This is a genomic window from Streptomyces sp. LUP30, from assembly GCF_001746365.1.
GTDB lineage: Bacteria > Actinomycetota > Actinomycetes > Streptomycetales > Streptomycetaceae > Streptomyces.
On record NZ_MJAJ01000053.1, the window covers coordinates 1 to 25,032 of the forward strand.

22 protein-coding genes and 1 pseudogene are annotated in these 25,032 nt (G+C 72.2%); 7 read left to right on the forward strand and 16 right to left on the reverse strand.

Annotated features, from left to right (window positions below):
* From BG482_RS32305 to BG482_RS32355, 11 genes are all read right to left on the reverse strand, one after another.
* The coding region (locus BG482_RS32305; RefSeq protein ID WP_176741527.1) for a serine/threonine protein kinase at positions 1-1,671 on the reverse strand (1,671 nt) is incomplete at its 3' end.
* A gap of 2 nt (positions 1,672-1,673) precedes the next feature.
* Positions 1,674-3,011: a hypothetical protein gene (locus tag BG482_RS32310; protein WP_069772751.1), complete on the reverse strand. Its 1,338-nt coding sequence runs from the start codon at positions 3,009-3,011 to the stop codon at positions 1,674-1,676.
* Between the two features lie 110 nt (positions 3,012-3,121).
* Complete coding sequence (locus BG482_RS32315) at positions 3,122-4,150, reverse strand: glutamate ABC transporter substrate-binding protein (protein ID WP_069772806.1); 1,029 nt, start codon at positions 4,148-4,150, stop codon at positions 3,122-3,124.
* Between the two features lie 14 nt (positions 4,151-4,164).
* Entirely contained in the window at positions 4,165-5,538 is a 1,374-nt protein-coding gene (locus tag BG482_RS32320) for a hypothetical protein (RefSeq protein WP_107450831.1), read from the reverse strand.
* A 320-nt stretch (positions 5,539-5,858) separates the two neighbouring features.
* Complete coding sequence (locus BG482_RS32325) at positions 5,859-6,830, reverse strand: N-acetylglucosamine kinase (RefSeq protein ID WP_069772752.1); 972 nt, start codon at positions 6,828-6,830, stop codon at positions 5,859-5,861.
* Positions 6,821-8,086, reverse strand: a complete 1,266-nt coding sequence (locus BG482_RS32330) for a 6-phospho-beta-glucosidase (RefSeq protein ID WP_069772753.1) — start codon at positions 8,084-8,086, stop codon at positions 6,821-6,823. The genes BG482_RS32325 and BG482_RS32330 overlap by 10 nt, the downstream gene beginning before the upstream one ends.
* Positions 8,087-8,092: 6 nt before the next feature.
* Positions 8,093-8,986 (reverse strand): carbohydrate ABC transporter permease, encoded by an 894-nt coding sequence (locus BG482_RS32335; protein WP_069772754.1) that lies wholly within the window; start codon positions 8,984-8,986, stop codon positions 8,093-8,095.
* 5 nt (positions 8,987-8,991) lie between these two features.
* Positions 8,992-9,960: a carbohydrate ABC transporter permease gene (locus tag BG482_RS32340; protein WP_069772755.1), complete on the reverse strand. Its 969-nt coding sequence runs from the start codon at positions 9,958-9,960 to the stop codon at positions 8,992-8,994.
* Between the two features lie 2 nt (positions 9,961-9,962).
* A complete protein-coding gene (locus BG482_RS32345; protein ID WP_079142410.1) occupies positions 9,963-11,312 on the reverse strand; it encodes an ABC transporter substrate-binding protein in 1,350 nt (449 codons plus the stop codon).
* 88 nt (positions 11,313-11,400) lie between these two features.
* A complete protein-coding gene (locus tag BG482_RS32350) occupies positions 11,401-12,612 on the reverse strand; it encodes an ROK family transcriptional regulator (protein ID WP_069772756.1) in 1,212 nt (403 codons plus the stop codon).
* 274 nt (positions 12,613-12,886) lie between these two features.
* Positions 12,887-14,002: a mechanosensitive ion channel family protein gene (locus BG482_RS32355; protein WP_176741528.1), complete on the reverse strand. Its 1,116-nt coding sequence runs from the start codon at positions 14,000-14,002 to the stop codon at positions 12,887-12,889.
* Positions 14,003-14,326: 324 nt separating this feature from the next.
* Between BG482_RS32355 and BG482_RS32360 the strand changes: the two genes are divergently transcribed.
* Positions 14,327-14,863 (forward strand): HNH endonuclease, encoded by a 537-nt coding sequence (locus BG482_RS32360; RefSeq protein WP_069772758.1) that lies wholly within the window; start codon positions 14,327-14,329, stop codon positions 14,861-14,863.
* Positions 14,864-15,287: 424 nt separating this feature from the next.
* Here BG482_RS32360 and BG482_RS32365 read toward each other — a convergent pair whose 3' ends face one another.
* A complete protein-coding gene (locus BG482_RS32365) occupies positions 15,288-15,914 on the reverse strand; it encodes a hypothetical protein (protein WP_256096547.1) in 627 nt (208 codons plus the stop codon).
* A 337-nt stretch (positions 15,915-16,251) separates the two neighbouring features.
* On the opposite strand from BG482_RS32365, the gene BG482_RS32370 reads away from it, so the two are divergent.
* The 3 genes from BG482_RS32370 to BG482_RS32380 all read left to right on the forward strand — a co-directional run bounded on the left by BG482_RS32370 (position 16,252) and on the right by BG482_RS32380 (position 19,021).
* Positions 16,252-16,455, forward strand: a complete 204-nt coding sequence (locus BG482_RS32370) for a hypothetical protein (protein WP_069772759.1) — start codon at positions 16,252-16,254, stop codon at positions 16,453-16,455.
* Positions 16,456-18,639 carry a 4-alpha-glucanotransferase gene (gene malQ / locus BG482_RS32375; RefSeq protein ID WP_079142412.1) on the forward strand — a complete coding sequence of 728 codons (2,184 nt, stop codon included), beginning with the start codon at positions 16,456-16,458 and terminating at the stop codon, positions 18,637-18,639.
* A 106-nt stretch (positions 18,640-18,745) separates the two neighbouring features.
* Positions 18,746-19,021 carry a hypothetical protein gene (locus BG482_RS32380; protein WP_069772760.1) on the forward strand — a complete coding sequence of 92 codons (276 nt, stop codon included), beginning with the start codon at positions 18,746-18,748 and terminating at the stop codon, positions 19,019-19,021.
* A gap of 200 nt (positions 19,022-19,221) precedes the next feature.
* On the opposite strand, the gene BG482_RS32385 is transcribed toward BG482_RS32380, so the two are convergent.
* Entirely contained in the window at positions 19,222-19,743 is a 522-nt protein-coding gene (locus tag BG482_RS32385) for a MarR family winged helix-turn-helix transcriptional regulator (protein WP_069772761.1), read from the reverse strand.
* A 78-nt stretch (positions 19,744-19,821) separates the two neighbouring features.
* On the opposite strand from BG482_RS32385, the gene BG482_RS32390 reads away from it, so the two are divergent.
* On the forward strand, positions 19,822-20,817 hold the full coding sequence (locus BG482_RS32390; protein ID WP_256096548.1) for an EamA family transporter: 996 nt from the start codon (positions 19,822-19,824) through the stop codon (positions 20,815-20,817).
* A 174-nt stretch (positions 20,818-20,991) separates the two neighbouring features.
* Here the strand turns inward: BG482_RS32390 and pepN are convergent, their stop codons facing one another.
* On the reverse strand, positions 20,992-23,559 hold the full coding sequence (pepN, locus tag BG482_RS32395) for an aminopeptidase N (RefSeq protein ID WP_069772762.1): 2,568 nt from the start codon (positions 23,557-23,559) through the stop codon (positions 20,992-20,994).
* A gap of 169 nt (positions 23,560-23,728) precedes the next feature.
* On the opposite strand from pepN, the gene BG482_RS32400 reads away from it, so the two are divergent.
* Positions 23,729-24,229 (forward strand): DUF1203 domain-containing protein, encoded by a 501-nt coding sequence (locus tag BG482_RS32400; RefSeq protein WP_069772763.1) that lies wholly within the window; start codon positions 23,729-23,731, stop codon positions 24,227-24,229.
* 30 nt (positions 24,230-24,259) lie between these two features.
* On the opposite strand, the gene BG482_RS42980 is transcribed toward BG482_RS32400, so the two are convergent.
* On the reverse strand, positions 24,260-24,443 hold a 184-nt coding region (locus BG482_RS42980), incomplete at its 5' end, for an Asd/ArgC dimerization domain-containing protein (protein WP_256096549.1).
* 1 nt (position 24,444) lies between these two features.
* On the opposite strand from BG482_RS42980, the pseudogene BG482_RS32405 reads away from it, so the two are divergent.
* A pseudogene (locus tag BG482_RS32405) lies at positions 24,445-24,679 on the forward strand (DUF1203 domain-containing protein); the annotation flags it as partial.
* A gap of 112 nt (positions 24,680-24,791) precedes the next feature.
* Here the strand turns inward: BG482_RS32405 and BG482_RS41725 are convergent.
* Positions 24,792-25,014: Asd/ArgC dimerization domain-containing protein (locus tag BG482_RS41725; protein ID WP_256096550.1), on the reverse strand; the 223-nt coding region annotated here is incomplete at its 5' end.
* Positions 25,015-25,032: the final 18 nt, after the last annotated feature.

Sequence of the window (25,032 nt, forward strand, 5' to 3'; positions counted from 1 at the left end):
CGGCCCGTTCCCGCTCGCGCCGGGCAGGCCGAGCGCGGCGCCCGGGGCGCCGGACGGCGTCGCCGCGCCCGTCCCGCCGGCGAGAGCGGGAACGGGCCGGGCGGACCGGACGGATCCGTGACCCCCGAACAGGCGACGGGAGTTGGCCTCCACCCGAGCGCCCAGCCGCGAGACCTCTCCGTCCAGCTTGGGGAACAGCTCCGTGTCGGTGACCTTGAGCTCCGGCCCGAACAGCGTCGACAGAGCGGGCCGCGCCCGGCCGCTCTGCAGCGAGACGACCTCGCGCAGCACGCCGGTCAGCTGCTCGGCCATCTCCTGGGCGGAGGCGAACCTGCGCGCCGGGTCGGGGTCGGTGGCGCGGACGAGGAGCCGGTAGAACGACTCGTACTGGCGGAAGACCTCGATGTTGTCGGGGTCGGGCAGGGAGTCGACGAAGACGGTCGTGTAGCCCTGGAAGTCGAAGGTGAGGACGGCGAGCGTACGGCCCACCGTGTACAGGTCGGAGGCGACCGACGGCCCGACCTCCGCGACCTCCGGCCCCTGGTAGCCGATCGTGCCGTAGATGGCCGACGCGTCGTCGTCCATCCGTCTGACCGCGCCCATGTCGATCAGCTTGAGCTCGTCCTCGGTCTGGATCGCGTTGTCGACCTTGAAGTCGCAGTACAGCAGGTTGCGGCTGTGCAGGTGGCCGAGCGCCTCGAGCGCCTCGATGCCGTACGCGCAGGCCTGTTCGACGGGGAGCGGGTCCCGCTTCCCCTGCGGTGTGCGGCGGTCGTTGGCGATCTCCTTGAGGGACTTGCCGCCGACGTACTCCATGACGATGTAGCCGTCGAGGGAGCCGGTGCGCTGGTCGAGGTGCTCGACGAAGTTGTAGATCCGCACGATGTTGGCGTGCTCGATCTCGGAGAGGAAGCGCCGCTCGGAGATGGCCGCGGCCATCGCGTCCTGGTCACCCGTGTCCAGGAGGCCCTTCAGCACCACCCACCGGTCGTGCACCGGACGGTCGATGGCCAGGTAGACCCAGCCGAGCCCGCCGTGCGCCAGGGCGCCCACGACCTCGTACTGGCCGTGCACGATGTCCCCGGCCTTCAGCTTCGGCACGAAGGAGTACGGGTGGCCGCACTTGGTGCAGAAACCCTCCGTGCGCCCCTCCCGCTCCCCGCGCGAACGGCCCACCGGGGCACCGCAGTCGGAGCGCGAGCAGAACCGCTTGCGCTCCGGCACCTCCGGATTCTCCTGCACCATCGCGCGCGGGTCGGGCTTCGGCACCTGCGGCACCGAGACCAGGCCGACGCCGAGCCGGGTCCGGCCGGAGGAGCCGGCCGTCGAGCCGGAGCTGCGCACCGACACCGAACGCCCCGTCGACTTGCCCGACAGCGAGCGCGACAGCCGCCCGGACACCGAGCGGCGCGACTTCGACGACTGCGACGACGTACGGGTGCTGCGGGCGCTGCGCCCGCTGGAGCGTGAACTGGCGCTGCTTGCGCTGTCCTTGCCTCCCCGGGTCACGCCGGTCGGCAGCGAGCCGACCGGATCTCCCCCGGAGTGGCCGCCCCCGGACGAGACGACCGGGGCCAGACCGCAGTTGTCGCAGTACAGCTCGCCGTCGCCCACATCCTCGTACGACCCCTCGCAGCCCGGCCGTTGACATGACTGCCCTGCCTGACTCATGGCTACTGCTCCCCCCTACGGTCCTCAAGGCCGCCCTGCTCGGGCACGCGCGGCGCCGTGAGCATGTCGGCGGCCGCCTGCTGGTAGCGCAGGACGGCCTGTTCGGCGACGCGCAGATCACAGGGCGCGCTCCACAGCATGCGGCGCGCCGCGTCGTAGCGCTCGATGAGGAACGGGTCCTCGGCGAGCCCGTGCCGGGCGATCTTCGCCTTGTACGCGTCCAGACGGCCGCGCAGCTCCGCGCGGACCGCCAGCGGCTGAGTGACCGCGGTCAACGACTCGCGGGCGCGCAGCAGTTCGTCGTCCGCCTTCTGCTCGAGGGACTCCAGGAGCGGGGACAGGCGGTGCCACTGGGCGTGCCGGCGGTACTCGGCGGCCGTCGCGAGCTGCTCCTGCAGCACGGTCGGCGGGCCGCTGACCACCGGCACCTCCGTGGCGGCGATCTTCGCCAGCACCTCGCCGCGCGCGGCGCGCGCCTCGGCGAGGGTGCGGTCGGCGCGGCTGAGGACGTCCCGCAGCCGCATCAGCCGCTGTTCCGCGTCCTGGCGGACCGTCAGCACGGCGTCGATCTCCCGGCGCACGTCGTCCAGGGCGCGCGCCTCACGGTCGTACACCGTGGTGTCCGGACGGCCGCCGCCCGGCGCGGAACTGCCCTGCGCGCGCACCCAGAAGGCCAGCGGGTCCGACACCACCTGCTCGCGCAGGGACGTCAGCGTGCGGGTGATGCGCTCCAGGTCGTCGCCCGCCGGGTGCTCGCCGGGGCGGACGCCGACGGAGTGCGCCAGCCGGCGCGTGCGCTGGAGTTCGGCGGCCAGTAGATCTATCCGCGCGGGCAGCGCCGACCACACCGCGTCGGCGGTGACGACCATGTCGAGCGAGGACGCGTACAGCTCGTTCATACGGTCGACGAGGGTGGTGAGGGAGAAGCTCTGGCTGAGCTTGCCCATGCCCTGCAGCGTCGGGGCCTCGGCAGTGCCGACGGCGGAGCCGACGACCGATCCGGCGACCGTGACGGACTCGCCGCGCAGCAGCTCCGTCAGCTCCAGGAGGTCCTCGCGGCTGGACCAGCGACGGCGTGAGCGGATCTCGCGGGCCCCGCGCAGCGTGGCCGTGTAGGCGTCGAAGTACGCCCACAGCAACGTGATCGACGCCTCCGCGGACGCCCAGCGCTCCTCGGTGACGCCGGTGAGTTCGGCGCCTTCGAGGAGCCTGCGGCCCGCGTGGTCCTGCAGGGCGAGGAGCGAGGTCTCGATCGCCTCGTGCTCCGCGCCGAGCCGCGCCAGCGCACGGTCGACCTCGTCCCGGTCCATCACCGGCCCGGGGGGTCCCGTGACGCCCATCGATCACCTCTCGCTGCTGTGTCGGTTGCCCGCTCGGTAGTTGCCCGCTCGGTGGTTGTCCGCCGGCGGTCGTCCGCCTGCTCCGCCGTCCTGCCCCCCCCGGCGGCCTGTCAGCTCGTGCGCAGGTACTGCGGCGCGGGCGGCCTGGACGTCGCCGCGTCGGCGCCCAGTGTCGCCGACAGCCATCTGTCGTACGACGCCTGCCAGCCGCTCGCGCGGTACTGCACCAGGATCTGGTTGACCCGGCGTACCAGATCGTCGGCGTCCTTCTTCATCGCCACGCCGTAGTACTCGGTCGTGAAGGGGGAGCCCTTGAGTTCGACGGTCGGGTCCTGGGCGGCCTGGCTGGCCGCGAGCGCGCCGTCGGTGACCACCGCGTCGGCCTCGCCGAGTTGCAGGCGCACCAGGCAGTCGAGCTGGTTGGGGACGGTGGTGGCGATGTCGACGCCTGCCCCGAGCCTGCCGGCCTTCTGGTCTTCGGCCAGCTTGGTGTTGGCCGTCGAACCGGCCGCCGTGCAGACCTTGGACTTCGCCAGGGTGCCGTCGTAGCCGGTGATCTTCGAGGACTTGGGGGCGAGGACCTGCTGACCGGTCCTGAAGTAGGGCGCGGAGAACGCCACGTCGTTCAGCCGGGTGCAGGAGATCGTCATCGTGCGCACCACCATGTCGACCCGGCCCTCCTGGATGGCCGGGATGCGCTGGTTGGTCGGGATGGCCTTGAACTGCACCGCGTTCGGGTCGCCGAGGATGTCCTGGGCGATGCGGTGGACCAGGTCGATGTCGAAGCCCTCCAGCGCCGCCCCGGTGTTGTTGGGGTCGCGGTAGCCCCAGCGGTAGCTGTTCTGGTCGACGCCGACGATCAGCTTGCGCTTCTCGCCCTGCCGGGCCTTGATCGCGGCGATCGTCGGGCCGTCCGCGCTCGACGGCGCCAGCGTCTGCTTCTCGGGATCCCTGCAGTCGGCGTCCGCCGCCTGGCTCGCCCGGGCGACCTTGCCGCCGACCCGGCCGGGGCTCGCCGCGCCGTCGGAGCGGGCCCACGGCAGCATCAGCACGAACGCCAGCGCGAGGGCGCAGACGGCCGCCATCGCCCCTACTCCGCCCCAGCCCCGCAGCCGGGCCCGTACACGTCGCGCACGCATCGTCACGCCCCCCATCACCGGTACTCCGACAGTCTGCGGCCGATGCCGAGGACCGCGCCCGCGGCGCCCAGCACGGCGAGCACGGCGGCCCCGATCGACAGACCGGTCATCGCGTCCAGCCCGTCGCCGGCGGCCTGCCTGAACTCGGCCTGTTCGTGCGCCAACGCGATCGCCAGGTTCTTGTCGACGCCGTCGAAGCACGCGCCGGTCGCGTCCTTGCCGCCGATCACCAGGGCGAGCGCCTGCTCGTAGTTGCCGTTGTCGTCCTGGGCGCGGGCCGCGGTGTGGCGCTTCTTCCACTCCGCCATGTTGCTCTCGGCCGTCGCCACCGGCTTCTCGCCCGACCGGTCGTCGGCGAGCTTCGCCGCGAGGGCGAGGCCCTTGTCGAGGGCGCCCATGTCGGTGGTGAACTCGTGGTCGTACTTGTCGAGCGTGATCTCGTCGCCGTCGGCCGTGACCTTCACCGTCTCGGCGCCGCGCGACACCAGCGTCAGGTTCTCGTTGCCGCGTGCCTTGAGGGAGGCGATCCGGGCGTCGTGCAGAACGTTCAGCGAGCGCACGCCGCCGTCGTAGGAGGAGTTCAGGTCCGAGCGGGCCACCGTGTGGCCGATGACCAGCCACAGCAGGACGACCGCGGTGGCCGCCGACGCGGCGACCAGACCATGGTTCAGGACGCGGTTCGTGCGGCGGTAGTTGCGGTGCTGCGCCCAGGCGAGTGCGGCCAGCGCGACGACGCCCAGCGCGATCGCCGCCCACGGGTACGGGGTCGCGTCGCCGTAGTCGTCCTGCAGGCGCCGGTTCTCCAGCTGGTAGAGGTCCTCCGCGGCCGGGAGCATCTCGTCCTGCATCTTCTCGTTGGCGTAGCGCAGATAGGCGCCGCCGACCGGGAAACCCTGCCGGTTGTACGTCCGCGCGCGCTCCACCAGGCCCTTGTACTCGGGCAGCAGCTTGTTCAGCCGGGTGATGAACTCGGTCGAGGGAGAACCGGGATCGGCGTTGCTCGCCGCGGTGACGAGTTCGGCGGCCGCCTTGTCGATGTCGTCCTCGTAGCGCTGCCGGGACGCCGACGTCTCCTGGCCCCCCGCCAGGAAGCCGTTGGAGGCGGCCGTGTTGGCGTCGGCCAGCGAACGGTAGATGTCCGCCGCGGCCGAGCTGAGCGGCTGGCTCTTGTGCAGCACGTCGTCGGCGGCGGCCTCGCGGTCGGTCGTCTGCCAGGCCGTCACCGCACCGAAGGCGACGACGAGCAGCGCGAGCAGGGCGCCGATGATGCGGAGCCGCCCCGGTTCGGTCGTCGCCGCGGCGCGGACCGTGTCGACACCCTCGGCGAACGCCGTACGGCGTGTCGGCGGTGGTGTCGTGTTGGTCGGCGGGCTTGCCAGGTCTGCCACTGCTTGACCTCCCCCATGGTCATCTCCCGCCGGCAAGTATCGCTGGCGGGAGGTGTCGTGCGCACCGGCCTTCACTGGATCTTGATCAGATCGCAGTCACCCCTGTTCATGAATACGTCCGCAGAGGGTGTTCGGTTCCTTCCCGGGGCTCGCGGTGTGAGCGGCGGGCGGACGGGGCCGGCCGCACGCCGGTGGCGGAGCCGCCGCGCCGAAGCGGCTCCGCGCCCCGGGTGCCTGGCACCCGAGCTGCTCGGTCTTCGGGTTCCTGGGTTCCCGGGTTCCCGGGTTCCCGGGTTCCTGGGTTCCTGGGCGTTCTGCGCTCAGGCCTCGAAGAAGTCCCGGGTCGTGCGCTGCGCGTCCGCCGCCGCGCCCACGTGGTCCAGGCCCAGCAGCGCCGCCCCCAGCACCGGCCGCGCGCGCACCACCCGGGCCACCGCCTTGGGGGCCCTGGCCGCCAGCAGTTCGCGCACCCGGTCGTCCAGCTGTCCGTGGCCCGCCGTCAGGACTCCTCCGCCCAGCAGGACCGGCGTCTCCTCCGCCAGCAGTTCCAGGCGGGTCAGGGCCACCGTCGCCATCGTCACCACCTCCTCCGCGAGACGGTCGACGACCGCCCGCGCCACCGCGTCGCCCTGCGTCGCCGTGGCGAAGAGGACGGGGGTCAGTTCATGGCGGCGGGGCGGCGGGACGCGCTCCAGGTGCAGGGCCTCGATCAGCGCGTACATGGTCGGCAGACCGAAGTGGGCCGGGAGGGTGCGGGTGAGGGCCGTCGGCCCGCCTCTGCCGTCCGCCGCCCGTGCCGCGTGCCACAGAGCCTCCTCGGCCAGCCCCCAGCCGCCGCCCCAGTCGCCGGAGAGGCGGCCGAGGGCCGGGAAGCGGGCGGTACGGCCGTCGGGGCGCATGCCGACGCAGTTGATGCCGGCGCCGCAGACCACGGCCACGCCCCGGGGGTCGGCCACGCCCGCCCGCAGGATCGCGAAGGTGTCGTTGCGGACGTCCACGGACCCGCCCCACGCGCGTGCGTGCAGGGCCGCCGCCAACTGCTCCTCCTCCACCGGCAGGTCCGCGTTGGCCAGACAGGCCGAGACATGGGTCGCGGCCGTGACCCCGGCCGCCTCGTACGCGCGCGTGACGGTGTCCGCCAGCGCGTCCACGGCGGCCGCCACGCCCACCGCGGGCGGCCGGAAGCCGCCGCCGCGGGCCGTGGCGAGCACCTCCCCGTCGGCCGCCACTACCGCGACGTCCGTCTTGCTGTTGCCCGCGTCGATGGCGAGCACGCTTGCCGTCAGACCCACGCGAGATGCTCCCGGTTGTGTGCGACCAGTCGGTCGGTCAGCTCTTCGGCGTACTCGTACTGGCCGATCAGGGGGTGGGAGAGGAGCGCCTTGAACACCCGGTCGCGGCCGCCGCGCAGGGCCGCGTCCAGTGCCAGGTCCTCGTACGCGGTCACGTGCGCCATCAGGCCCGTGCAGAGCGGGTCGAGGGACGTGACCGGCAGCGGGGAGGCCCCCTTGGGGCCCACCGCCGCCTGGACCTCGATCACCGCGTCGTCCGGGAGGAAGGGCAGGGTGCCGGCGTTGCGGGTGTTCACCACCTGGTAGGGGCTGCCCGACCCGGTCAGCAGTGCCGCCGCCAGGTCCACCGCGGCCTCCGAGTAGAAGGCCCCGCCGCGCTTGGCCAGCAGCGCGGGCTTCTCGTCGAGCGCCGGGTCGGCGTACAGCGCCAGCAGCTCCTTCTCCATCGCCGCCACTTCCGCCGCCCGCGACGGCTTGGTACGCAGTTCCCGCACGACCTCGTCGTGCGCGTAGTAGTAGCGCAGGTAGTACGACGGGACCACGCCCAGACGGTTCAGCAGGGCACGGGGCAGCCGCAGGTCGGCGGCGATCGCGTCGGCGTGGCCGGCGAGCAGCCGAGGCAGGACGTCCTCGCCCTCGGGTCCGTGCAGCCGCACCCCGGTCTCCCAGGTGAGGTGGTTGAGGCCCACGTGGTCGAGGTGCAGCTCGGCCGGCGCCACGTCGAGCAGGGCAGCGAACTTGCGTTGCAGGCCGATCGCGACGTTGCACAGACCGACCGCCCGGTGACCCGCCTGGAGCAGCGCGCGGGTGACGATGCCGACCGGGTTGGTGAAGTCGATGATCCAGGCGCGCGGGTTGGCCCGGCGGACGCGTTCGGCGATGTCCAGGACCACCGGCACGGTGCGCAGCGCCTTCGCCAGGCCGCCCGCGCCGGTCGTCTCCTGTCCGACGCAGCCGCAGTCCAGGGGCCAGGTCTCGTCCTGCAGGCGTGCGGCCTGTCCGCCGACCCGCAGCTGCAGCAGCACGGCGTCGGCGCCGTCGACGGCCGCGTCCAGGTCGGACGTCGTGACGATCCGGCCCGGGTGGTCCTGCCGGGCGAAGATGCGCCGGGCGAGACCTCCGACGAGCTCCAGGCGGTCCGCCGCCGGGTCGACGAGGACCAGTTCCTCCACGGGAAGGGTGTCCCGCAGGCGCGCGAATCCGTCGACGAGTTCGGGTGTGTAGGTCGAGCCGCCGCCGACCACGGTGAGTTTCATGGCTTGTTAACCCTTTACTCCGGTGAGGGTGACACCTTCGACGAACGCCTTCTGGGCGAAGAAGAACACGAGGATCACGGGGGCCATGACCAGCACGGTGGCCGCCATGGTGAGGTTCCAGTCGGTGTGGTGCGCGCCCTTGAAGGACTCCAGGGCGTAGGAGAGCGTCCACGCGTCCGGGTTCTCCGAGGCGTAGATCTGCGGGCCGAAGTAGTCGTTCCAGGCGGCGAAGAACTGGAAGAGGGCGATGGCGGCGATGCCGGGCTTGGCCATCGGCAGGACGACCTTCAGCAGGGTGCGCAGATCACCGCAGCCGTCCACCTTCGCCGCGTCCACGTACTCGTTGGGGATCGTCATCAGGAACTGACGCAGCAGGAAGATCGAGAACGCGTCGCCGAACGCCAGCGGGATGATCATCGGCCACAGGGTGCCCGACAGGTCCAGCTGCTTGGCCCAGAACAGGTACATCGGGATGACGACCACCTGCGGCGGCAGCATCATCATCGAGATCACCAGCATCAGCGTCAGATTGCGGCCCCGGAAGCGGAACTTGGCCAGCGCGTACGCCACGGGCACCGAGGAGACGACGGTGAGGACGGTGCCCAGGCCCGCGTAGATCAGCGTGTTGCGCCACCAGACGAGGAAGCCGGGGGTGTCGAAGACCTTGCGGTAGTTGCCCCACTCCCAGGTGTGCGGGATCAGGTCCCGGCTGAGCGCCTGCGAGTCGCTCATCAGGGAGGTGAGGAACACGAACACGAAGGGGAGCGTGAAGAAGAGGGCGGCCGCCACGCCCAGGGAGTGGACGGCGATCCATTCCAGCAGCGCCCTGCGACGGGCGGTGCGCTCGGCGGGCGAGGACGGAGCCGTCAACTCGGCCGGACGTTCCAGTACTTGGGTCATTCGGGTCAGTCACCTGCCTGGATGAGACCGCCCCGGCGTCGCATCAGCAGCGCGGTGAACGCCATCGACAGGGCGAACAGGACCAGGGCGACGACACAGGCGGAGCCGTAGTCGAAGCGCTGGAAGCCGAGGTTGTAGACGAGCTGGGGGAGGGTGAGCGTGGAGTGCTCGGGGTAGCCGGGCTCGAACATGGTGCCCGCGCCCTGGATCACGCCCGAGGCGACCTTCCCGGCGACGAGCGGCTGGGTGTAGCACTGCATCGCCGCGATCACGCCGGTGACGACCGCGAACATGATGATCGGCGAGATGTTGGGCAGGGTGACGAACCGGAACCGCTGCCACGCCGACGCGCCGTCGAGTTCGGCCGCCTCGTACTGTTCCTTCGGCACGTCGAGCAGGGCGGCCATGAAGATGACCATCAGGTCGCCGACGCCCCACAGGAACATCAGCGTGAGGGCCGGCTTGGACCAGTCCGGGTCGTTGAACCAGCCCGGGGCGGGGATGCCGATCTTCTCCAGGATGGAGTTGACCGGGCCCGTGCCGGGGTTGAGCAGGAACGCGAACGCCATGGTCGCGGCCACCGGCGGCGCGAGGTAGGGCAGGTAGAAGAGGGTCCGGAAGATCCCCGTGCCCGTCTTGATCTTCGTGATCAGCATGCCGATCCCGAGCCCGAACAGGACCCGCAGCGTCACCATGATCACGACCAGCCAGAGGGTGTTGCGCAGGGCGGGCCAGAAGAACGGGTAGTGCTCGAAGACGTACGTCCAGTTCTTCGTCCCGCTCCAGGTCGGCGGCTTGAAGCCGTCGTAGTGCATGAACGAGAAGTAGACCGTCGAGATCATCGGGTACGCGAAGAAGACCGCGAACCCGATCAACCAGGGCGAGAGGAAGGCGAGCGTCCGCAGGGCCTGCCTGCGCTGCTTCGCGGCGAGGCCGGGCGAACGGCGCCGGGACGTCGACGTGAGGGCGCTCATCGCTACTTCGCCTGCGCGATGTCCGTGTCGATCTGCGAGGCGGCCTTCTGCAGGCCGGTCTGCAGGTCGGTGACCTTGCCGCTCTCGTAGTCGTAGCCGAGTTGCTGGATGGTCGTGAGGTACACGCCGCCGTTGACCGAGGCCGGGGAGGTGGTCGAGTTCGGGTTGGCCGCGATGTCCAGGAACGTCTTGAAGCGCGGGTCGTACTTCAGGTCCGGGGACTTCAGCGCGGCCAGCGTGGACGGCACGTTGTGGATGGCGTTGGAGAAGGCGACGACCGCGCCCGTGTCGGTGGTCATGTACTTCAGCAGTTCCCAGGCGGCGTTCTGCTTCTTGCTGGTGGCGGCGATGCCGGCGATGGTGCCGGTGATGTAGCCCTTGCCGTACTGGGCGGTCTGGTCGTCGGGGACGGGCAGCGGGGCGACGCCGATCTCGAAGTCCGGCTTGGCCTCCAACGCCATGCCCAGGCGCCACTCGCCGTCCAGCTGCATGGCCACCTGGCCCGTCTGGAAGGGGTGCTTGGGGCCCCACTCGTCGCCGAGGCCGGCCCGGAACTTCTCCAGCTTCCTGAAGCCGCCGAGGTCGTCGACGAGCTTCTTCTGCAGGCTGAAGGCGTCGGCGACGGCCGGGTCGGCGGCGATCGTGGACTTGCCGGACTTGTCGAAGTAGGTGGGCGAGAACTGGCCCATGTAGTGCTCGGTCGTCGTCTCCCAGCCGTGGTAGTCCGGCATGAACCCGAGCTGCTTGTACGTGTCGCCCTGGGCGATCGTCAGCTTCTTGGCGTCGGCCTCGAACTCGGACCAGGTCTTCGGCGGGGTCTGGATGCCCGCCTTCGCGAACGCCGTCTTGTTGTAGTAGAGCCCGTAGGCGTCGCCCAGCAGGGGTGCCGCGCAGCGGTTGAGGTCGTACTGGGTGTACTCGTTCATCGCCTTCGGGAAGGTGGCGCCGGGGTCGATGTGCGCCTTCTTGAACAAGGGGTTGAGGTCGACCAGGGCGCCGGAGGAGCAGAACTTGCCGACGTTGTTGGTGGTGAACGACGAGATCACGTCGGGCGCCTTGCTGCCGCCCGCGCGCAGCGCCTGGTTGATCTTGTCGTCGGTCATGTTGCCGACGACGTTCACATGGATGTTGGGATGCGCCTTCTCGAAGCCCGCGACCAGGGACTGCACGGCCTTCACCTCGTTCGGCGCGCTCCAGGCGTGCCAGAAGGTGATGGTCTGCTCCTTGGACGCGTCGTCGCTCGCCTCCGAGGCGGACTGACCGGTGCAGGCGGTGGTGCTCAGCAGAAGGGCCGTGGAGGCGGTGAGGGCGAAAGCCGCCTTTCGGACGACTTCGGGTATGCGTGTGGGCATGGCGGAGCCTTCCAGGGACAGGGCAGGGTGAGGTGAGGTGAAGGGAGTGGAGCGCGGTGGAGGTGAGGAGGGGCTGCTGCGGTGGGGACTAGCGCGAGGTGTCGAAGACCTCGTCGCGGACGGCCGCCAGCGCGCTCTCCAGCGCGCCGCGCAGCACGGGCCGTTCGGTGACGTCGCCCATCACCAGCTTGGGCCGCGAGGCGGCCAGCTCCTCCAGTTCGGCCTGGACGAGAGCGCGCAGCACTTCGCCGCCGGCCGTCAGGGAGGCGCCGCTGAGGACGACGAGTTCGGGGTCGAGCACGGAGACGAGCGAGGCGAGACCGGTCGCGAGCCGGGTCGCGTACGTCTGGAGCAGCAGCCGGTTCAGGACGGTGTCCTCGGCGGCCGCCCGTGCCACGAGTGTCGCGGCCGCCTCGGCGTACGGCCCGGACGGGACCGCGCTCATGCCGATCTCCCGGGCCAGCCGGGGCAGGGCCTGCGAGCCGGCCAGTTCCTGGTAGCCGCCGCTGTTGGCCTTGGTCACCTGCCGGACCAGGGGTGCGCCCGGAACCGGAAGGAAACCCACCTCTCCCGCGCCGCCGGTCCAGCCGCGGTGCAGCCGGCCGCCGAGGACGAGCGCGGCGCCGAGACCGCCCTCGTTCCACAGCAGGACGAAGTCCTCGTGGCCGCGGGCCGCGCCGAGCCGCTGTTCGGCGACGGCGGCGAGATTGACGTCGTTCTCGTACTCGACCGGCATCGGAAGGGCTGCGGCGAGGTCGTCGAGCAGCGTGGGGGAGTGCCAGCCGGGGAGGTGGGAGGCGTAGCGCAGCCGGCCGGTGGTCGGGTCGAAGGCGCCGGGGGTGGCGACGACGAGCCGGCGCACGTCGGCCCGGGTGAGGCCGGCCGCCTTCACCGCGCCGTCGAGGGCGTCGGTGACCTGCCGTACGACCGCCCCGGCGGTCTTCCTGCCGGGCGTGGGCACTTCGTACGTGCCCACGGTCCGGCCGGTGACGTCGGCGACGGCGGCGAGGACGCGCTCGGGGGTGACGTCGAGTCCGGCGGCGTAGGCGGCGGCCGGATTGACCTCGTACAGCTGGGCATTGGGGCCGGGTCGCCCCTCGGTGGTGCCGGTCGCCAGCACCAGCCCGGCCGCCTCCAGGCGGGCCAGGAGCTGAGAGGCGGTGGGCTTGGACAGGCCGGTGAGCTTGCCGATGCGGGTGCGGGACAGAGGGCCGTGCGCCAGCAGCAGGTCGAGGGCCGCCCGGTCGTTCATGGCGCGCAGGACGCGCGGGGTGCCCGGCGTACCGGCGGTTCCTGCCATGGATCGACACCTGCCTTTCTGAACTGCACAGCTTCTCAGTGCCGCCGGACGCACGTCCACATCCGGTCACTGTTAGGAAAGTTTCCTATCGGTGGAAGGGAACGTAAGCCCGGGGCGAAGGGGGCGTCAAGGCGCGAAACGGCAAAACGCCCCCGAGGCAACAGAGTCGTTACCAGGGGAGCGTGTCGGCTCGCGGAACGATGGGGCACCCCGGCGCCGTGTGGCGCCGAAATGCCCCGGCCGTTCACTCGAACGAGTGTGCCGGACCGTTCCGTTACTTCGCGGGGGTCGACGGTGCGGCGGCCACCCGCGGTGGTGCGATCGGCGTCGTCGCCTCCACCTGCGGCGAGTCCGCGTTCGAGAAGACGGACGGCGCCGCGACCGCGGCCGCAGCGTCGGCCGGGTCCGCCGTCACCGGTGCGGTCGCGCCGCCCACGATGCGGATGTCGGCCTCGTCGAAGGCGCGCTTGACGCGCCAGCGCAGCTCGCGCTCGACCGCCAGGGACTTGCCCGGCATCGTCTTGGCGGAGATCCGGACCACCATCGAGTCGAGCAGGACGCTGTCCAGGCCGAGCACCTCGATCGGGCTCCACAGGAGCTCGTTCCAGGGCTCTTCCTTGCTCATCTTCTCGGCGACCTCGTCCAGCGTCGACTTCACGCGGTCGAGGTCCTCGGACGCCTTGACGGTCACGTCGACGCCGGCCGTCGCCCAGCCCTGCGACAGGTTGCCGATCCGCTTGACCTCGCCGTTGCGGACGTACCAGATCTCCCCGTTGGCTCCGCGCAGCTTCGTCACGCGCAGCCCCACCTCTATGACCTCACCGGTGGCCACGCCCGCGTCGATCTGGTCGCCGACGCCGTACTGGTCCTCCAGGATCATGAAGACGCCGGAGAGGAAGTCCGTGACCAGGTTGCGCGCGCCGAAACCGATCGCCACGCCCGCGACGCCCGCGGAGGCCAGCAGCGGGGCCAGATTGATCTCGAAGGTGCCCAGCACCATCAGCGCGGCCGTGCCGAGGATCAGGAAGCTCGCCACCGAGCGCAGCACCGAGCCGATCGCCTGCGAGCGCTGACGCCGCCGTTCGTTGTTGACCAGCAGCCCGCCCAGCGCCGTGCCGTCGACCGAGGAGACGGTGCGGTTCATCCGGTCGATCAGCTTGGTGATCGACCGCTGCACCACCACTCTCAGCACCACCGCGATCACCAGGATCAGCAGCACGCGCAGACCGATCGCCAACCACGTCGACCAGTTCTGCTCGACCCAGCTGGCCGCGTTCGTCGCGCTCTCCTGGGCGTCCTGCAGGGACGGCACGGTCACCGCGCTCGGCGACTCCGAGGGGGTCGGCGTGGGCGACACGTCGGCGGCCGATAGGACGGCGGACAAGGACAAGGCAGGTACCTCCAGGTGCTGCTCTGCGTCCATCCGGTGCGGCGGTCGAGGTCGACGCGCGCTGCGAGGTCACGGGAAGGTCACCGGACAGGCAGAACCACCACACTAACGGGGCATTGTGTGTGGTTCGGCGAGATCCGAGAAGGAGAGACGGTCCTCACCTGTGCTTGAACAGGCCATGATCCCGGGGAGAAACAGGGTGTGGTCGAAAACACTCCCAGCCCGTTACCGGGACATGGTGGCGCGTCTACCAGGCAAGAGGGGAGACTGACTGCAGATCGTCCCGGCGCGAGCCACGCGCCGCCGACGCCCAAGGAGGCATCCGTGCCGCATGTCCTGGTCCTCAACGCGTCGTACGAGCCCCTCGGCGTCGTACCGCTCCGCCGCGCGCTCATCCTCGTCCTGGAGAACAAGGCAGTCTCCCTGGAGGAATCCGGCGCCTTCATGCACAGCGCGACCGTCACAGTCCCCGCACCCAGCGTGGTCCGGCTCAAGCGATTCGTCCGCGTTCCCTACCGTGGGCCCGTTCCCCTGACCCGTCGAGCGCTCTTCGCGCGGGACGGGGGCAGGTGCATGTACTGCGGTGGCGTCGCCACCAGCGTCGACCACGTCATCCCGCGCAGCCGCGGCGGCAAGCACGTGTGGGACAACGTCGTCGCGTCCTGCCGTCGCTGCAACCACGTCAAGGCCGACCGCCATCTCGTCGAGATCGGCTGGCGGCTGCGTCACAAACCCGCTCCTCCCTCCGGCCTGGCCTGGCGCATCATCGGCACGGGCCACAGGGACCCGCGCTGGCTGCCGTACCTGCAACCGTACGGCGCGGACGACGCCCTGGCCCGGATCGACGGCATCTCCGCGTAGCCGATGGATCCGGGCTTCTTCATGCCCCGTGGCACCGAGCCGCCCCCGGCCACGGGGCGCTTCGGGACGTCGGGCGCGCCGGGCGGTGCCGTGCGGGGCGCCCAGCCCCTGGGTCCCGCCCGGATACCGACCGGATGCCGTAACCGCGTGTCGAACCATGTCCGGGGCAGTGTCGCCGGCAGTTGGCCGGGAGCAGCCCGGCGGGTGGCAGGTGAAAGGGCGCGATAGGGGGCGCGCGGAGCCACGGCGACGACACCGCCGATGTCGCAGTCGGTGCCCACGCCGGACTCCGCAGGCTTCTCCCCTGTTCCGCACCGCCCCGGGGGCGGTGCCCTCGCGCGGATCCCTGAGGACGGAGCGTGCCGCCGTCCGTCCCGAACGCTCCACCGCTGTCACGGCCCCACCGCCGGGGTGATGCGGTCCCTCAGAGACGCGGGCCTTCCGGTCGGGAGCCCCGCGCCGCATACAGTGCCGTGCCCAGCACGAACACGGCGCCCGCCGCCAGCCATGCCCCCGCCTCCTGGCCCGGCTGCGCCAGCCACACCCCCACAGTGACCGTGCGGCCACGCATGCGTCCCGATGCCAGGAGGACCGCGCCGACGCAGCACAACGCGGGCAGCCAGCTCAGCCGGGCGCCGACCACCACGGCCGCGATCGCCGCGACGCCGACACAGCCCAGCAGATCGCGGATCACGGCTGCGGCTGCGGGACCGAGGCCGTCGCCGGGCAGGGCGAGCGGCAGCAGTGTGCAGGCGAGGGCGGACAGGGCGAGCAGGTGGACCAGTCTGCGGGGCCACCAGGGGCGTACCGCCGTGCGATCCAGCTCGTCGGACGGGGTGTGGAGGCTCGCGCCGATCAGCATGGCGGCCGGCAGGGGCGCCAGCGCGACGACGGGGGCTGACCAACCCGGATCCGGGTGGGCGTCGTCCGCCCGGTGCGCCGCCCACCCGGCGAACGCGCAGGCTCCGGCGAGCAGGGCGAGGGCGAGGGGAAGGGCGCGGGAGCGGGCGTAGAGGCCCACGCCGGTCAGGGGGAGGCGGCGGGGGATCACAGGGCGGGCACCCCGTTTCGGCGGCAGTCGCCGACCGTCGCGAAGTACGCCGTCAGCCAGGTCCGGCGCTCGTCGGCGCCCATCGAGGCCAGCCGCTCGCGGGCCGCCCGTGTCGCCCTCCCGATGGCCCCCCACGGGGCGGAACAGTCTCACACCTCCTCTATCGACCGGCCGGGGGCAACCGGTTCACGCACACGCACCGACGGCGCCCTCTCGGCCCTCGTCCTGAGCGGACCGCGGAGGGTTGTGGCAGGTTGGGATGCGAAGGAGACGTCTGTCCTCGCGTCGGCTGGGTAGGGCTGCGGTATCCGATGTCGTATCCGATGAGGAGGCCCCCGTGATCGCGCCGACCCGGTCCAAACGCCCGGCGGAGACATCCGCCCCCACCGCCGTGGACCTCGCCGATCCCCATCTGTGCGCCTTCAGCGCCGAGGGGAACCACGCGCAACCCCCGCTGACCAGCGAACCGCCGCTGCCCGACGCCGAGCCCCTGACCAGCGAACCGCCGCTCGCCGCGGACTCCGACTCCACGAGGCCGTAGATGAGCGCACCCCCCGGAGAGGAGCTCGCCCGGCTCGCCGCGCTGCACGGCGTCGCGACCTCCTACCAGCCCTCCCCGGACCGCACGGTCACGGCCTCGGCCGCCGCCGTCGTCCGCGTCCTGGCCGCCCTCGGGGTCGACGCCGGCTCCCCGCCGGCCGTGCGCGCCGCGCTCGCCGCCCGGGAACGGGAACTGCGCGAGCGGCTGCTGCCGCCGACCGTGGTCTGCTGGAGCGACGACCGGGCGGAAGCGCTCGCGGCCCTCCCCGAGGGCACTCGGCTGCGCGTGGAGACGGAGCAGGGCGAGAGCCGCGACTCGGTCGACTCCCTCGCCGGGCTGCCCCTCGGGGTGCACCGGCTGACGGCCGTCACACCCGACGGACGCACCGGCAGCGCCCACCTGGTCGTCGCGCCGCCCCGCCTGACCGCACCGGCGGGCCGGTCGTACGGACTCCTCGTCCAGCTGTACTCCCTGCTGTCCCGCCGCTCCTGGGGCATGGGCGACCTCGGTGACCTCGCCGAGCTGACCGCGTGGGCGGGACGGGTGCTGGGAGCCGGGTTCGTCCAGGTCAATCCGTTGCACGCGGCCGTGCCCGGGACCCCCACCGACCCCTCCCCGTACCGGCCCTCCTCCCGCCGCTTCCCCGACCCGGTGCATCTGCGCGTCGAGGACGTCCCCGAGTACGCCTACGTGCGGGACGACGCCCTGCGGGCCGCGCTCGCGGAGCGCGCGGGGCGCCTGCGCGAGGCCGTCCTGGAGAAGGGCGAGCTGATCGACCGGGACGCCGTGTGGGAGCTCAAGCGGGAGGCGCTGGAGCTCGTCGCCCGTGTGCCGCTCGGGCCCGGCAGGCGCGCCGCCTACTGCGACTTCCTCGCCGAGCAGGGCCAGGCCCTGGAGGACCACGCCACCTGGTGCGCGCTCGCCGAGGTGCACGGCTCCCGGTGGCAGCAGTGGCCTGCCGAACTGCGGGACCCCCGCTCGGCCGGGACCGCCCGCGCCCGGAGCGAGCTGATGGACCGCGTGGACTTCCACTCCCGCCTCGCCTGGCTCACCGACTCCCAGCTCACCGCCGCCCAGCGCGCCGCGCGGGAGGCGGGCATGCCTGTCGGGATCGTGCACGACCTGGCCGTCGGCGTGCACCCCGAGGGCGCCGACGCATGGGCGCAGCAGGAGCACTTCGCGGCCGGGATGTCGGTGGGGGCCCCGCCGGACGCCTTCAACGCCCGTGGTCAGGACTGGGGCCTGCCGCCCTGGCGTCCGGACCGGCTGGCCGCCTCCGGCTACGCGCCCTACCGACGGCTGCTGCGGGCGCTGTTCCGCTACGCGGGCGCCCTGCGCATCGACCACGTCATGGGCCTGTTCCGGCTCTGGTGGGTCCCGCAGGGGGAGCCGCCGACCGAGGGCGCGTACGTCCGCTACGACGCCGAGGCCATGCTCGCCGTGCTGGTGCTGGAGGCCTCCCGTGCCGGGTCGCTGGTGATCGGGGAGGACCTGGGCACCGTCGAGCCGGGTGTGCGGGAGGCGCTGCGCGAGCGTGGCGTGCTCGGTACGTCCGTCCTGTGGTTCGAGCGGGACTGGGAGGGCGACGGGCTCCCCCTGCTGCCCGACCGCTGGCGCGCCGACTGTCTGGCCACCGCCACCACCCACGACCTGCCGTCCACCGCCGCCCGCCTCACCGGCGAGCACGTCGAACTGCGTGACCGGCTCGGCCTGTTGACCCGGCCCCTGGAGGAGGAGCGCGCGGAGGCCGCCAACGACACGGCGGAGTGGCTGGGCCTGCTCAGCCGGCTCGGGCTGCTGGCCGGCGCCGGCGGGGGCGGCGACCGTTCCTCGGAGGAGGCCGAGGTGCAGGCGGTGCACCGCTTCCTGCGGAGCACCCCCGCCCGCATGGTCGGCGTCTGGCTCCCGGACGGCGTCGGCGACCGCCGCCCGCAGAACCTGCCCGGCACCTGGGACCAGTACCCGAACTGGCGGCTGCCGATCGCCGACGCGGAGGGCCGTCCGGTCACTCTGGAGCAGTTGGCCGCCTCGCCGAGGCTGCACGCCCTGATGGACGTCCTCCGGGAGCGGCACGACCCCTCCCCGGGCAGCGCCCTCGGGGACGCCCCCTCCCCGGACGGTCCCTCCGGAGCGGGTCCCGCCGAGGACGCTCCCGCCGAGGACCGCCCTCCCGGGGGCGCCTGACGGCGGGAGGTTCTGGCGGGAGGGTCCGGGCGCCCGGTCCGGGCGCCCGCGCCTCATACGGCACCCCGGACGCGCGCTCCCCGACGCCGTTCGCTAACTTTGCACCGTGGACAAGAAGAACGCCCTGCGCGCCGGCGCCCTGGCCGCCGGTACGACGCTGATGATGCTGCTCATGTCGTCCCCCGCCCTCGCGCTGACCCGCGACGACGGCGACGACCCCGGCGACGGACTGAGCGTCATCGAGACGCTGGGTCTGTATGTCCTGGCTCCGCTCGCGCTGTTCGCGCTGATCGCCGGTCTGGTCTGGGTCCTCGACCGGTCGAAGGACCGCGCCGACTCCACCAGCTCCAACATCGCGGTCAAGGGCAAGGCCCAGGCCTAGGCCTGGACCCGTCCCACGCCCACGCCGCGCCCTCGGGCGCGGCGTCGTCGGATGCCGCCCGGTGCGGGCGACGGCCACGCCACCGTCGCCTCCCCCGAACGCCGCTCCTCGCGACGGCCGGACCTCGGAACGCCGCTCCTCGCGACGGCGGTCCCTGACGCACCCGCGTGGAGCGGGGTGTGCTCGGCGCGCCGGTCCGGTCAGCCGCCCGGCGTCTCCGTGGCCAGCAGCAGTTCTCGCAGCAGGTCGGCCAGCCGGTCGGCCTGTTCGGCGTTCAGGGCCGCGTTCAGGGCCTGCGTCTGGACGGCCAGGCCCGCGCTCACCGCGCGGTCCACCAGCTCCAGCCCCTTCTCCGTCAGCGTCACCTGCAGTCCACGGCGGTCGTGCGGGTCGGGGGAGCGGCGCAGCAGCCCGGCCCGCTCCAGCTTGTCGAGGCGGCCGGTCATGCCGCCGGTGGTGAGCATGAGCGTCGCCGACAGCCCGCGCGGCGAGAGGGTGTAGGGCTCGCCGGAGCGGCGCAGTGTGGCCAGCACGTCGAACTCCCCGCGGGCGACTCCGAGAGCCGAGTACGCCCTGTCCATCCGGTCGCCCATCGCGCGCGTGAGCCGGGAGATCCGGCCGAAGACCTCCATGGCGGCGGTGTCGAGGTCGGGACGGACCGTCGCCCACTGCTCGACGATCGCGTCGACCGGGTCCTTGCGCGGGGGTTGCTGACTGCTCATACGCCGAGTATCCAAGGGCTTTCGATCACGCGCAAGAAAGTGGCTTGACGGTAAGTAGCTTGGCGCTAAGCTACTTACATGAAGAGGTCAGCGATCGTTCTGCTCACCGCCCTCGCCCCGGTCTCCTGGGGCACCACCTACGCCGTCACCACCGAGTTCCTGCCTGCGGACCGTCCTCTGTTCACCGGTCTGATGCGGGCCCTGCCCGCCGGGCTGCTGCTGCTCGCCCTCGGCCGGGTCCTCCCGCGAGGCGTCTGGTGGGGGAAGGCCGCGATACTCGGCGCGCTGAACATCGGCGCCTTCTTCCCGCTGCTCTTCCTCTCGGCCTACCGGCTGCCCGGTGGCATGGCGGCCGTCGTCGGCTCGGTCGGTCCGCTGTTCGTCGTCGGCCTCTCCGCGCTGCTGCTCGGGCAGCGGCCCACCGCTCGGAACCTGGTCACCGGGGTGGTGGCCGCGTTCGGCGTCAGCCTCGTCGTGCTGAAGGCGGCCGGGGCGCTCGACGGGCCGGGCGTGCTCGCGGCGCTCGCGTCCACCGCCTCGATGTCGGCCGGCACGGTCCTGACCAAGAAGTGGGGCCGTCCCGACGGCGTGGGCCCGCTCGCCCTGGCCGGCTGGCAGCTCACCGCGGGCGGCCTGCTGATCGCTCCGCTCGCCCTCCTCCTCGAAGGCCCCCCGCCCGCTCTGGACGGCCGGGCCGTCGGCGGCTACCTCTATCTCGCGCTGGCCAACACGGCCGTCTCGTACTGGCTCTGGTTCCGCGGCATCGGCCGCCTCAGCGCGACCCAGGTCACCTTCCTCGCCCCGCTCTCCCCGCTGACGGCCGCCGTCGTCGGCTGGGCCGCGCTGGGCCAGTCGCTGACGCCGGTGCAGCTGACGGGGATGGCGCTGGCGTTCGGCGCGACGCTCGCCGGACAACTCGGCGCGGACCGGAGCGGGGCGGGCCGGAGCGGGGCGGTTCGGGACCGGCGGCCGCCGGCGGGTCGGCTCGGGGCGGACGGTCCGCTCCAGACGGCTCCCGCCTCGACGATCGACCCTGCTGCCGAGCCCCGTCCGGCCGCCGTGCGGGCCTCGTGACCGATGCCTGTCCCGTCGGCGGTGCGATGGCCGACGGGACGGGTGGGATGACGGCCCCCGCCGAGGGAGGGGGAACGGATCGGCATACGCGAAGGGCGCCCGGTGGGACACCGGGCGCCCTGGTCGCCGTGCGAAGGATGCGAAGGAGCCGTACGAGGCAGTCGTACGGGCGGACTACCGCGCGTCGGCCGCCTGGGCCTTCAGCGCGCGCTCCACACCCGAGCGCGACTCGGAGACGAGGCGGCGCAGGGCCGCGTTCGGCTCGGCCGAGGCCAGCCAGGCGTCCGTCTTGGCCAGGGTCTCCCGGGAGACCTGGACCGCCGGGTAGAGCCCGACCGCGATCTGCTGGGCGATCTCGTGCGAACGGGAGTCCCAGATGTCCTTGACGACCTCGAAGTACTTGTCCGTGTACGGCGCGAGCAGCTCACGCTGGTCGGTCTGCACGAAGCCGCCGATGACGGCCTCCTGTACGGCGTTGGGCAGCTTGTCGGACTCCACGACCGCCGCCCACGCCTCCGCCTTGGCCTCCGGCGTCGGACGCGCCGCGCGCGCGGTCGCCGCGTGCCGCTCGCCCGCGGCCGTCTTGTCCCGCTCGTGCTCGGCGGCGATGTCGGACTCGTCGAACTGCCCCACGGCCACCAGACGCTGCACGAACGCCCAGCGCAGCTCGGTGTCGACGGCCAGGCCCTCGATGGTCTGCCCGCCGTCCAGCAGCGACTCCAGCAGGTCGATCTGGTCCGGCGTGCGGGCCGTCGCCGCGAACGCCCGCGCCCACGCGAGCTGGTGGTCGCTGCCCGCCTCGGCGGACCGCAGGTGCGCGAGCGTGGCGTCCGTCCAGCGGGTCAGCAGGGTCTCGCGGGCGGCCGGGTCGGCGTACAGGTCGATGGCGAGTTTGACCTGGCGCTGCAGCGACTGGACCACACCGATGTCGGACTCCTTGCCGATGCCGGACAGCACCAGGGACAGGTAGTCGCGGGTGGGCAGTTCGCCGTCGCGGGTCATGTCCCAGGCCGACGCCCAGCACAGGGCGCGCGGCAGCGACGACTCGAAGTCGCCGAGGTGCTCGGTCACGAACGCGAGCGACTGCTCGTCCAGGCGGACCTTGGCGTACGACAGGTCGTCGTCGTTGAGCAGGACGACGTCCGGACGGCGCTTGCCCACCAGCTGCGGGACGGCGGTCAGCTCGCCGTCGATGTCCAGCTCCACGCGCTCGTCGCGCAGCAGCTTGCCGCTGCCGCCGTCCAGTTCGTACAGACCGACCGCGATGCGGTGCGGGCGCAGGGTCGGCTCGCCCTTCGCGCCCGCCGGGAGCGCCGGGGCCTCCTGGCGGATGGCGAAGGACGTGATGACGCCCTCGGCGTCCGTCTCGATCTCGGGGCGCAGCACGTTGATGCCGGCGGTCTGCAGCCACTTCTGCGACCAGGTGCCCAGGTCGCGGCCGGAGGTCTCCTCCAGCGCGCCGAGCAGGTCCGACAGACGGGTGTTGCCGAACGCGTGGCGCTTGAAGTAGGCCTGCACGCCCGAGAAGAACTCGTTCATGCCGACGTACGCCACGAGCTGCTTCAGGACGGACGCGCCCTTGGCGTAGGTGATGCCGTCGAAGTTGACGAGGACGTCGTCCAGGTCGCCGATCTCGGCCATGATCGGGTGGGTCGAGGGCAGCTGGTCCTGCCGGTAGGCCCAGGTCTTCATGGAGTTGGCGAACGTGGTCCACGAGTGCGGCCAGCGCGAGTCCGGCGCGTACGCCTGGCAGGCGATCGAGGTGTAGGTGGCGAACGACTCGTTCAGCCAGAGGTCGTTCCACCACTCCATGGTGACCAGGTCGCCGAACCACATGTGGGCCAGCTCGTGCAGGATCGTCTCCGCACGCACCTCGTACGCCGCGTCGGTCACCTTGGACCGGAAGACGTACTGGTCGCGGATGGTGACCGCGCCCGCGTTCTCCATCGCGCCCGCGTTGAACTCGGGTACGAACAGCTGGTCGTACTTCTTGAAGGGGTACGCGTAGTCGAACTTCTCCTGGAACCAGTCGAAGCCCTGCCGCGTGACCTCGAAGATCGCGTCCGAGTCGAGGAACTCGGCGAGGGACGGCCGGCAGTAGATGCCGAGCGGCACCGACTGGCCGTCCTTCTCGTACACGCTGTGGACGCTGTGGTACGGCCCGACGACGAGTGCGGTGATGTAGCTGGAGATCCGCGGGGTCGGCTCGAAGACCCAGACGTCGTCCTTGGGCTCGGGCGTCGGGGAGTTGGAGACGACGGTCCAGCCGGTCGGCGCCTTCACGGTGAACTGGAAGGTGGCCTTCAGGTCCGGCTGCTCGAAGGACGCGAAGACGCGACGGGCGTCCGGGACCTCGAACTGCGTGTACAGGTAGGCCTGTTCGTCGACCGGGTCGACGAACCGGTGCAGGCCTTCACCGGTGTTGGTGTAGGCGCAGTCCGCCACGACCCGCAGGACGTTGCGGCCCTCCAGCAGCCCGGGCAGCGCGATCCGGGAGTCCTCGAACACCTCGGCCGGATCCAGCGCGTCCCCGTTGAGCGTCACCTCGTGGACGGTCGGGGCCACCAGGTCGATGAAGGACTCCGCGCCCGTCTCGGCGACGTCGAAGCGCACCGTGGTCACGGACCGGTAGGTACCGCCCTCCTGCGCCCCGGAGAGGTCGAGATCGATCTCGTACGAGTCAACGGTGAGCAGCTTCGCCCGCTGCCGCGCCTCTTCGCGAGTCAGGTTTGTGCCAGGCACGCGGTCATCTCCTCGATATGTGTCGGTTGCGTCATCCTTCCACGAGGGGACCGTCCGCGGCGACGACGTTCCGGGCGTCCCCCTGTGCGCCCCGCCGTGGCGGTCGGGGCCGGAGCGCGACGTCCGGAATCCGCCGGTGCGGTGGGACGGCGGGCGAGAGGCTGGGCGCATGACGAGTCCGGCACCAACCCGCCCCGGCGTCCGCATCGCACGGCCGATCCCGCCGGACGTCCTCGACGAGCTGCGCTCCACCGACGACGCGGGCCGGCCGACCGCCCCCGGGACCGACGAGGAGGGCGGCGCCCCGCTGCGCTGCTGCCTGCGCCGCAGCGAGCCGGGCGAGTCGATCGCGCTCGTGTCCTACGCGCCCCTGCGCCGCTGGGCGGCCGAGACCGGCGCCGACCCGGGGCCCTACGACGAGCAGGGCCCCGTCTTCATCCACGCGCGCGCGTGCCCGGGCCCGGCCGGGGACGCCCTGCCGTTCACGGACAGCCACCGCACGGTCCGCCGCTACTCCTTCGACGGTCGCATCCTGGGCGGCCGCCTCGTCGAGGACCCGGACGGGTTCGACGCGGCCTTCACCGAGGCGTTCGCGGACCCGGAGGTCGCGTTCGTCCACGTACGGGCCGTCGAGTACGGCTGCTTCCTCTACGAAGTGCGCCGGCGCTGACGCCCCCGCCCCCCTCGAAGACGCCGTGCGTCAGTCCTTCAGCTCGGCCGCCACCAGCTCCGCGATCTGCACCGCGTTCAGCGCCGCGCCCTTGCGCAGGTTGTCGTTGGAGACGAACAGGGCGAGGCCGTGCTCGACGGTCTCGTCCTGCCGGATGCGGCCCACGTACGACGGGTCCTGGCCGGCCGCCTGCAGCGGGGTGGGGATGTCGGAGNCATCCACGCGCGCGCGTGCCCGGGCCCGGCCGGGGACGCCCTGCCGTTCACGGACAGCCACCGCACGGTCCGCCGCTACTCCTTCGACGGTCGCATCCTGGGCGGCCGCCTCGTCGAGGACCCGGACGGGTTCGACGCGGCCTTCACCGAGGCGTTCGCGGACCCGGAGGTCGCGTTCGTCCACGTACGGGCCGTCGAGTACGGCTGCTTCCTCTACGAAGTGCGCCGGCGCTGACGCCCCCGCCCCCCGCCGCAGCTTCCGCCCCGCCGCAGGTTCGGCGGTACGCGGGACGACGAGGGGGGCGGGCGTCCGTACGGACGCCCGCCCCCCTCGAAGACGCCGTGCGTCAGTCCTTCAGCTCGGCCGCCACCAGCTCCGCGATCTGCACCGCGTTCAGCGCCGCGCCCTTGCGCAGGTTGTCGTTGGAGACGAACAGGGCGAGGCCGTGCTCGACGGTCTCGTCCTGCCGGATGCGGCCCACGTACGACGGGTCCTGGCCGGCCGCCTGCAGCGGGGTGGGGATGTCGGAGAGGGCGACGCCCGGGGCGCCGGCCAGCAGCTCCGTCGCGNCCCGCCCCCCTCGAAGA

Excerpts from the sequence above, each read along its gene's own strand:
- BG482_RS32400 (WP_069772763.1), top strand. The coding sequence starts at position 23,729 with ATGACGAGTCCGGCACCAACCCGCCCCGGCGTCCGCATCGCACGGCCG.
- BG482_RS32335 (WP_069772754.1), bottom strand. The coding sequence starts at position 8,986 with ATGACCCAAGTACTGGAACGTCCGGCCGAGTTGACGGCTCCGTCCTCG.
- BG482_RS32390 (WP_256096548.1), top strand. The coding sequence starts at position 19,822 with ATGAAGAGGTCAGCGATCGTTCTGCTCACCGCCCTCGCCCCGGTCTCC.
- BG482_RS32385 (WP_069772761.1), bottom strand. The coding sequence starts at position 19,743 with ATGAGCAGTCAGCAACCCCCGCGCAAGGACCCGGTCGACGCGATCGTC.
- BG482_RS32315 (WP_069772806.1), bottom strand. The coding sequence starts at position 4,150 with ATGCGTGCGCGACGTGTACGGGCCCGGCTGCGGGGCTGGGGCGGAGTA.
- BG482_RS32330 (WP_069772753.1), bottom strand. The coding sequence starts at position 8,086 with ATGAAACTCACCGTGGTCGGCGGCGGCTCGACCTACACACCCGAACTC.
- BG482_RS32310 (WP_069772751.1), bottom strand. The coding sequence starts at position 3,011 with ATGGGCGTCACGGGACCCCCCGGGCCGGTGATGGACCGGGACGAGGTC.
- BG482_RS32345 (WP_079142410.1), bottom strand. The coding sequence starts at position 11,312 with ATGCCCACACGCATACCCGAAGTCGTCCGAAAGGCGGCTTTCGCCCTC.
- BG482_RS32350 (WP_069772756.1), bottom strand. The coding sequence starts at position 12,612 with ATGGCAGGAACCGCCGGTACGCCGGGCACCCCGCGCGTCCTGCGCGCC.
- BG482_RS32340 (WP_069772755.1), bottom strand. The coding sequence starts at position 9,960 with ATGAGCGCCCTCACGTCGACGTCCCGGCGCCGTTCGCCCGGCCTCGCC.
- malQ (WP_079142412.1), top strand. The coding sequence starts at position 16,456 with ATGAGCGCACCCCCCGGAGAGGAGCTCGCCCGGCTCGCCGCGCTGCAC.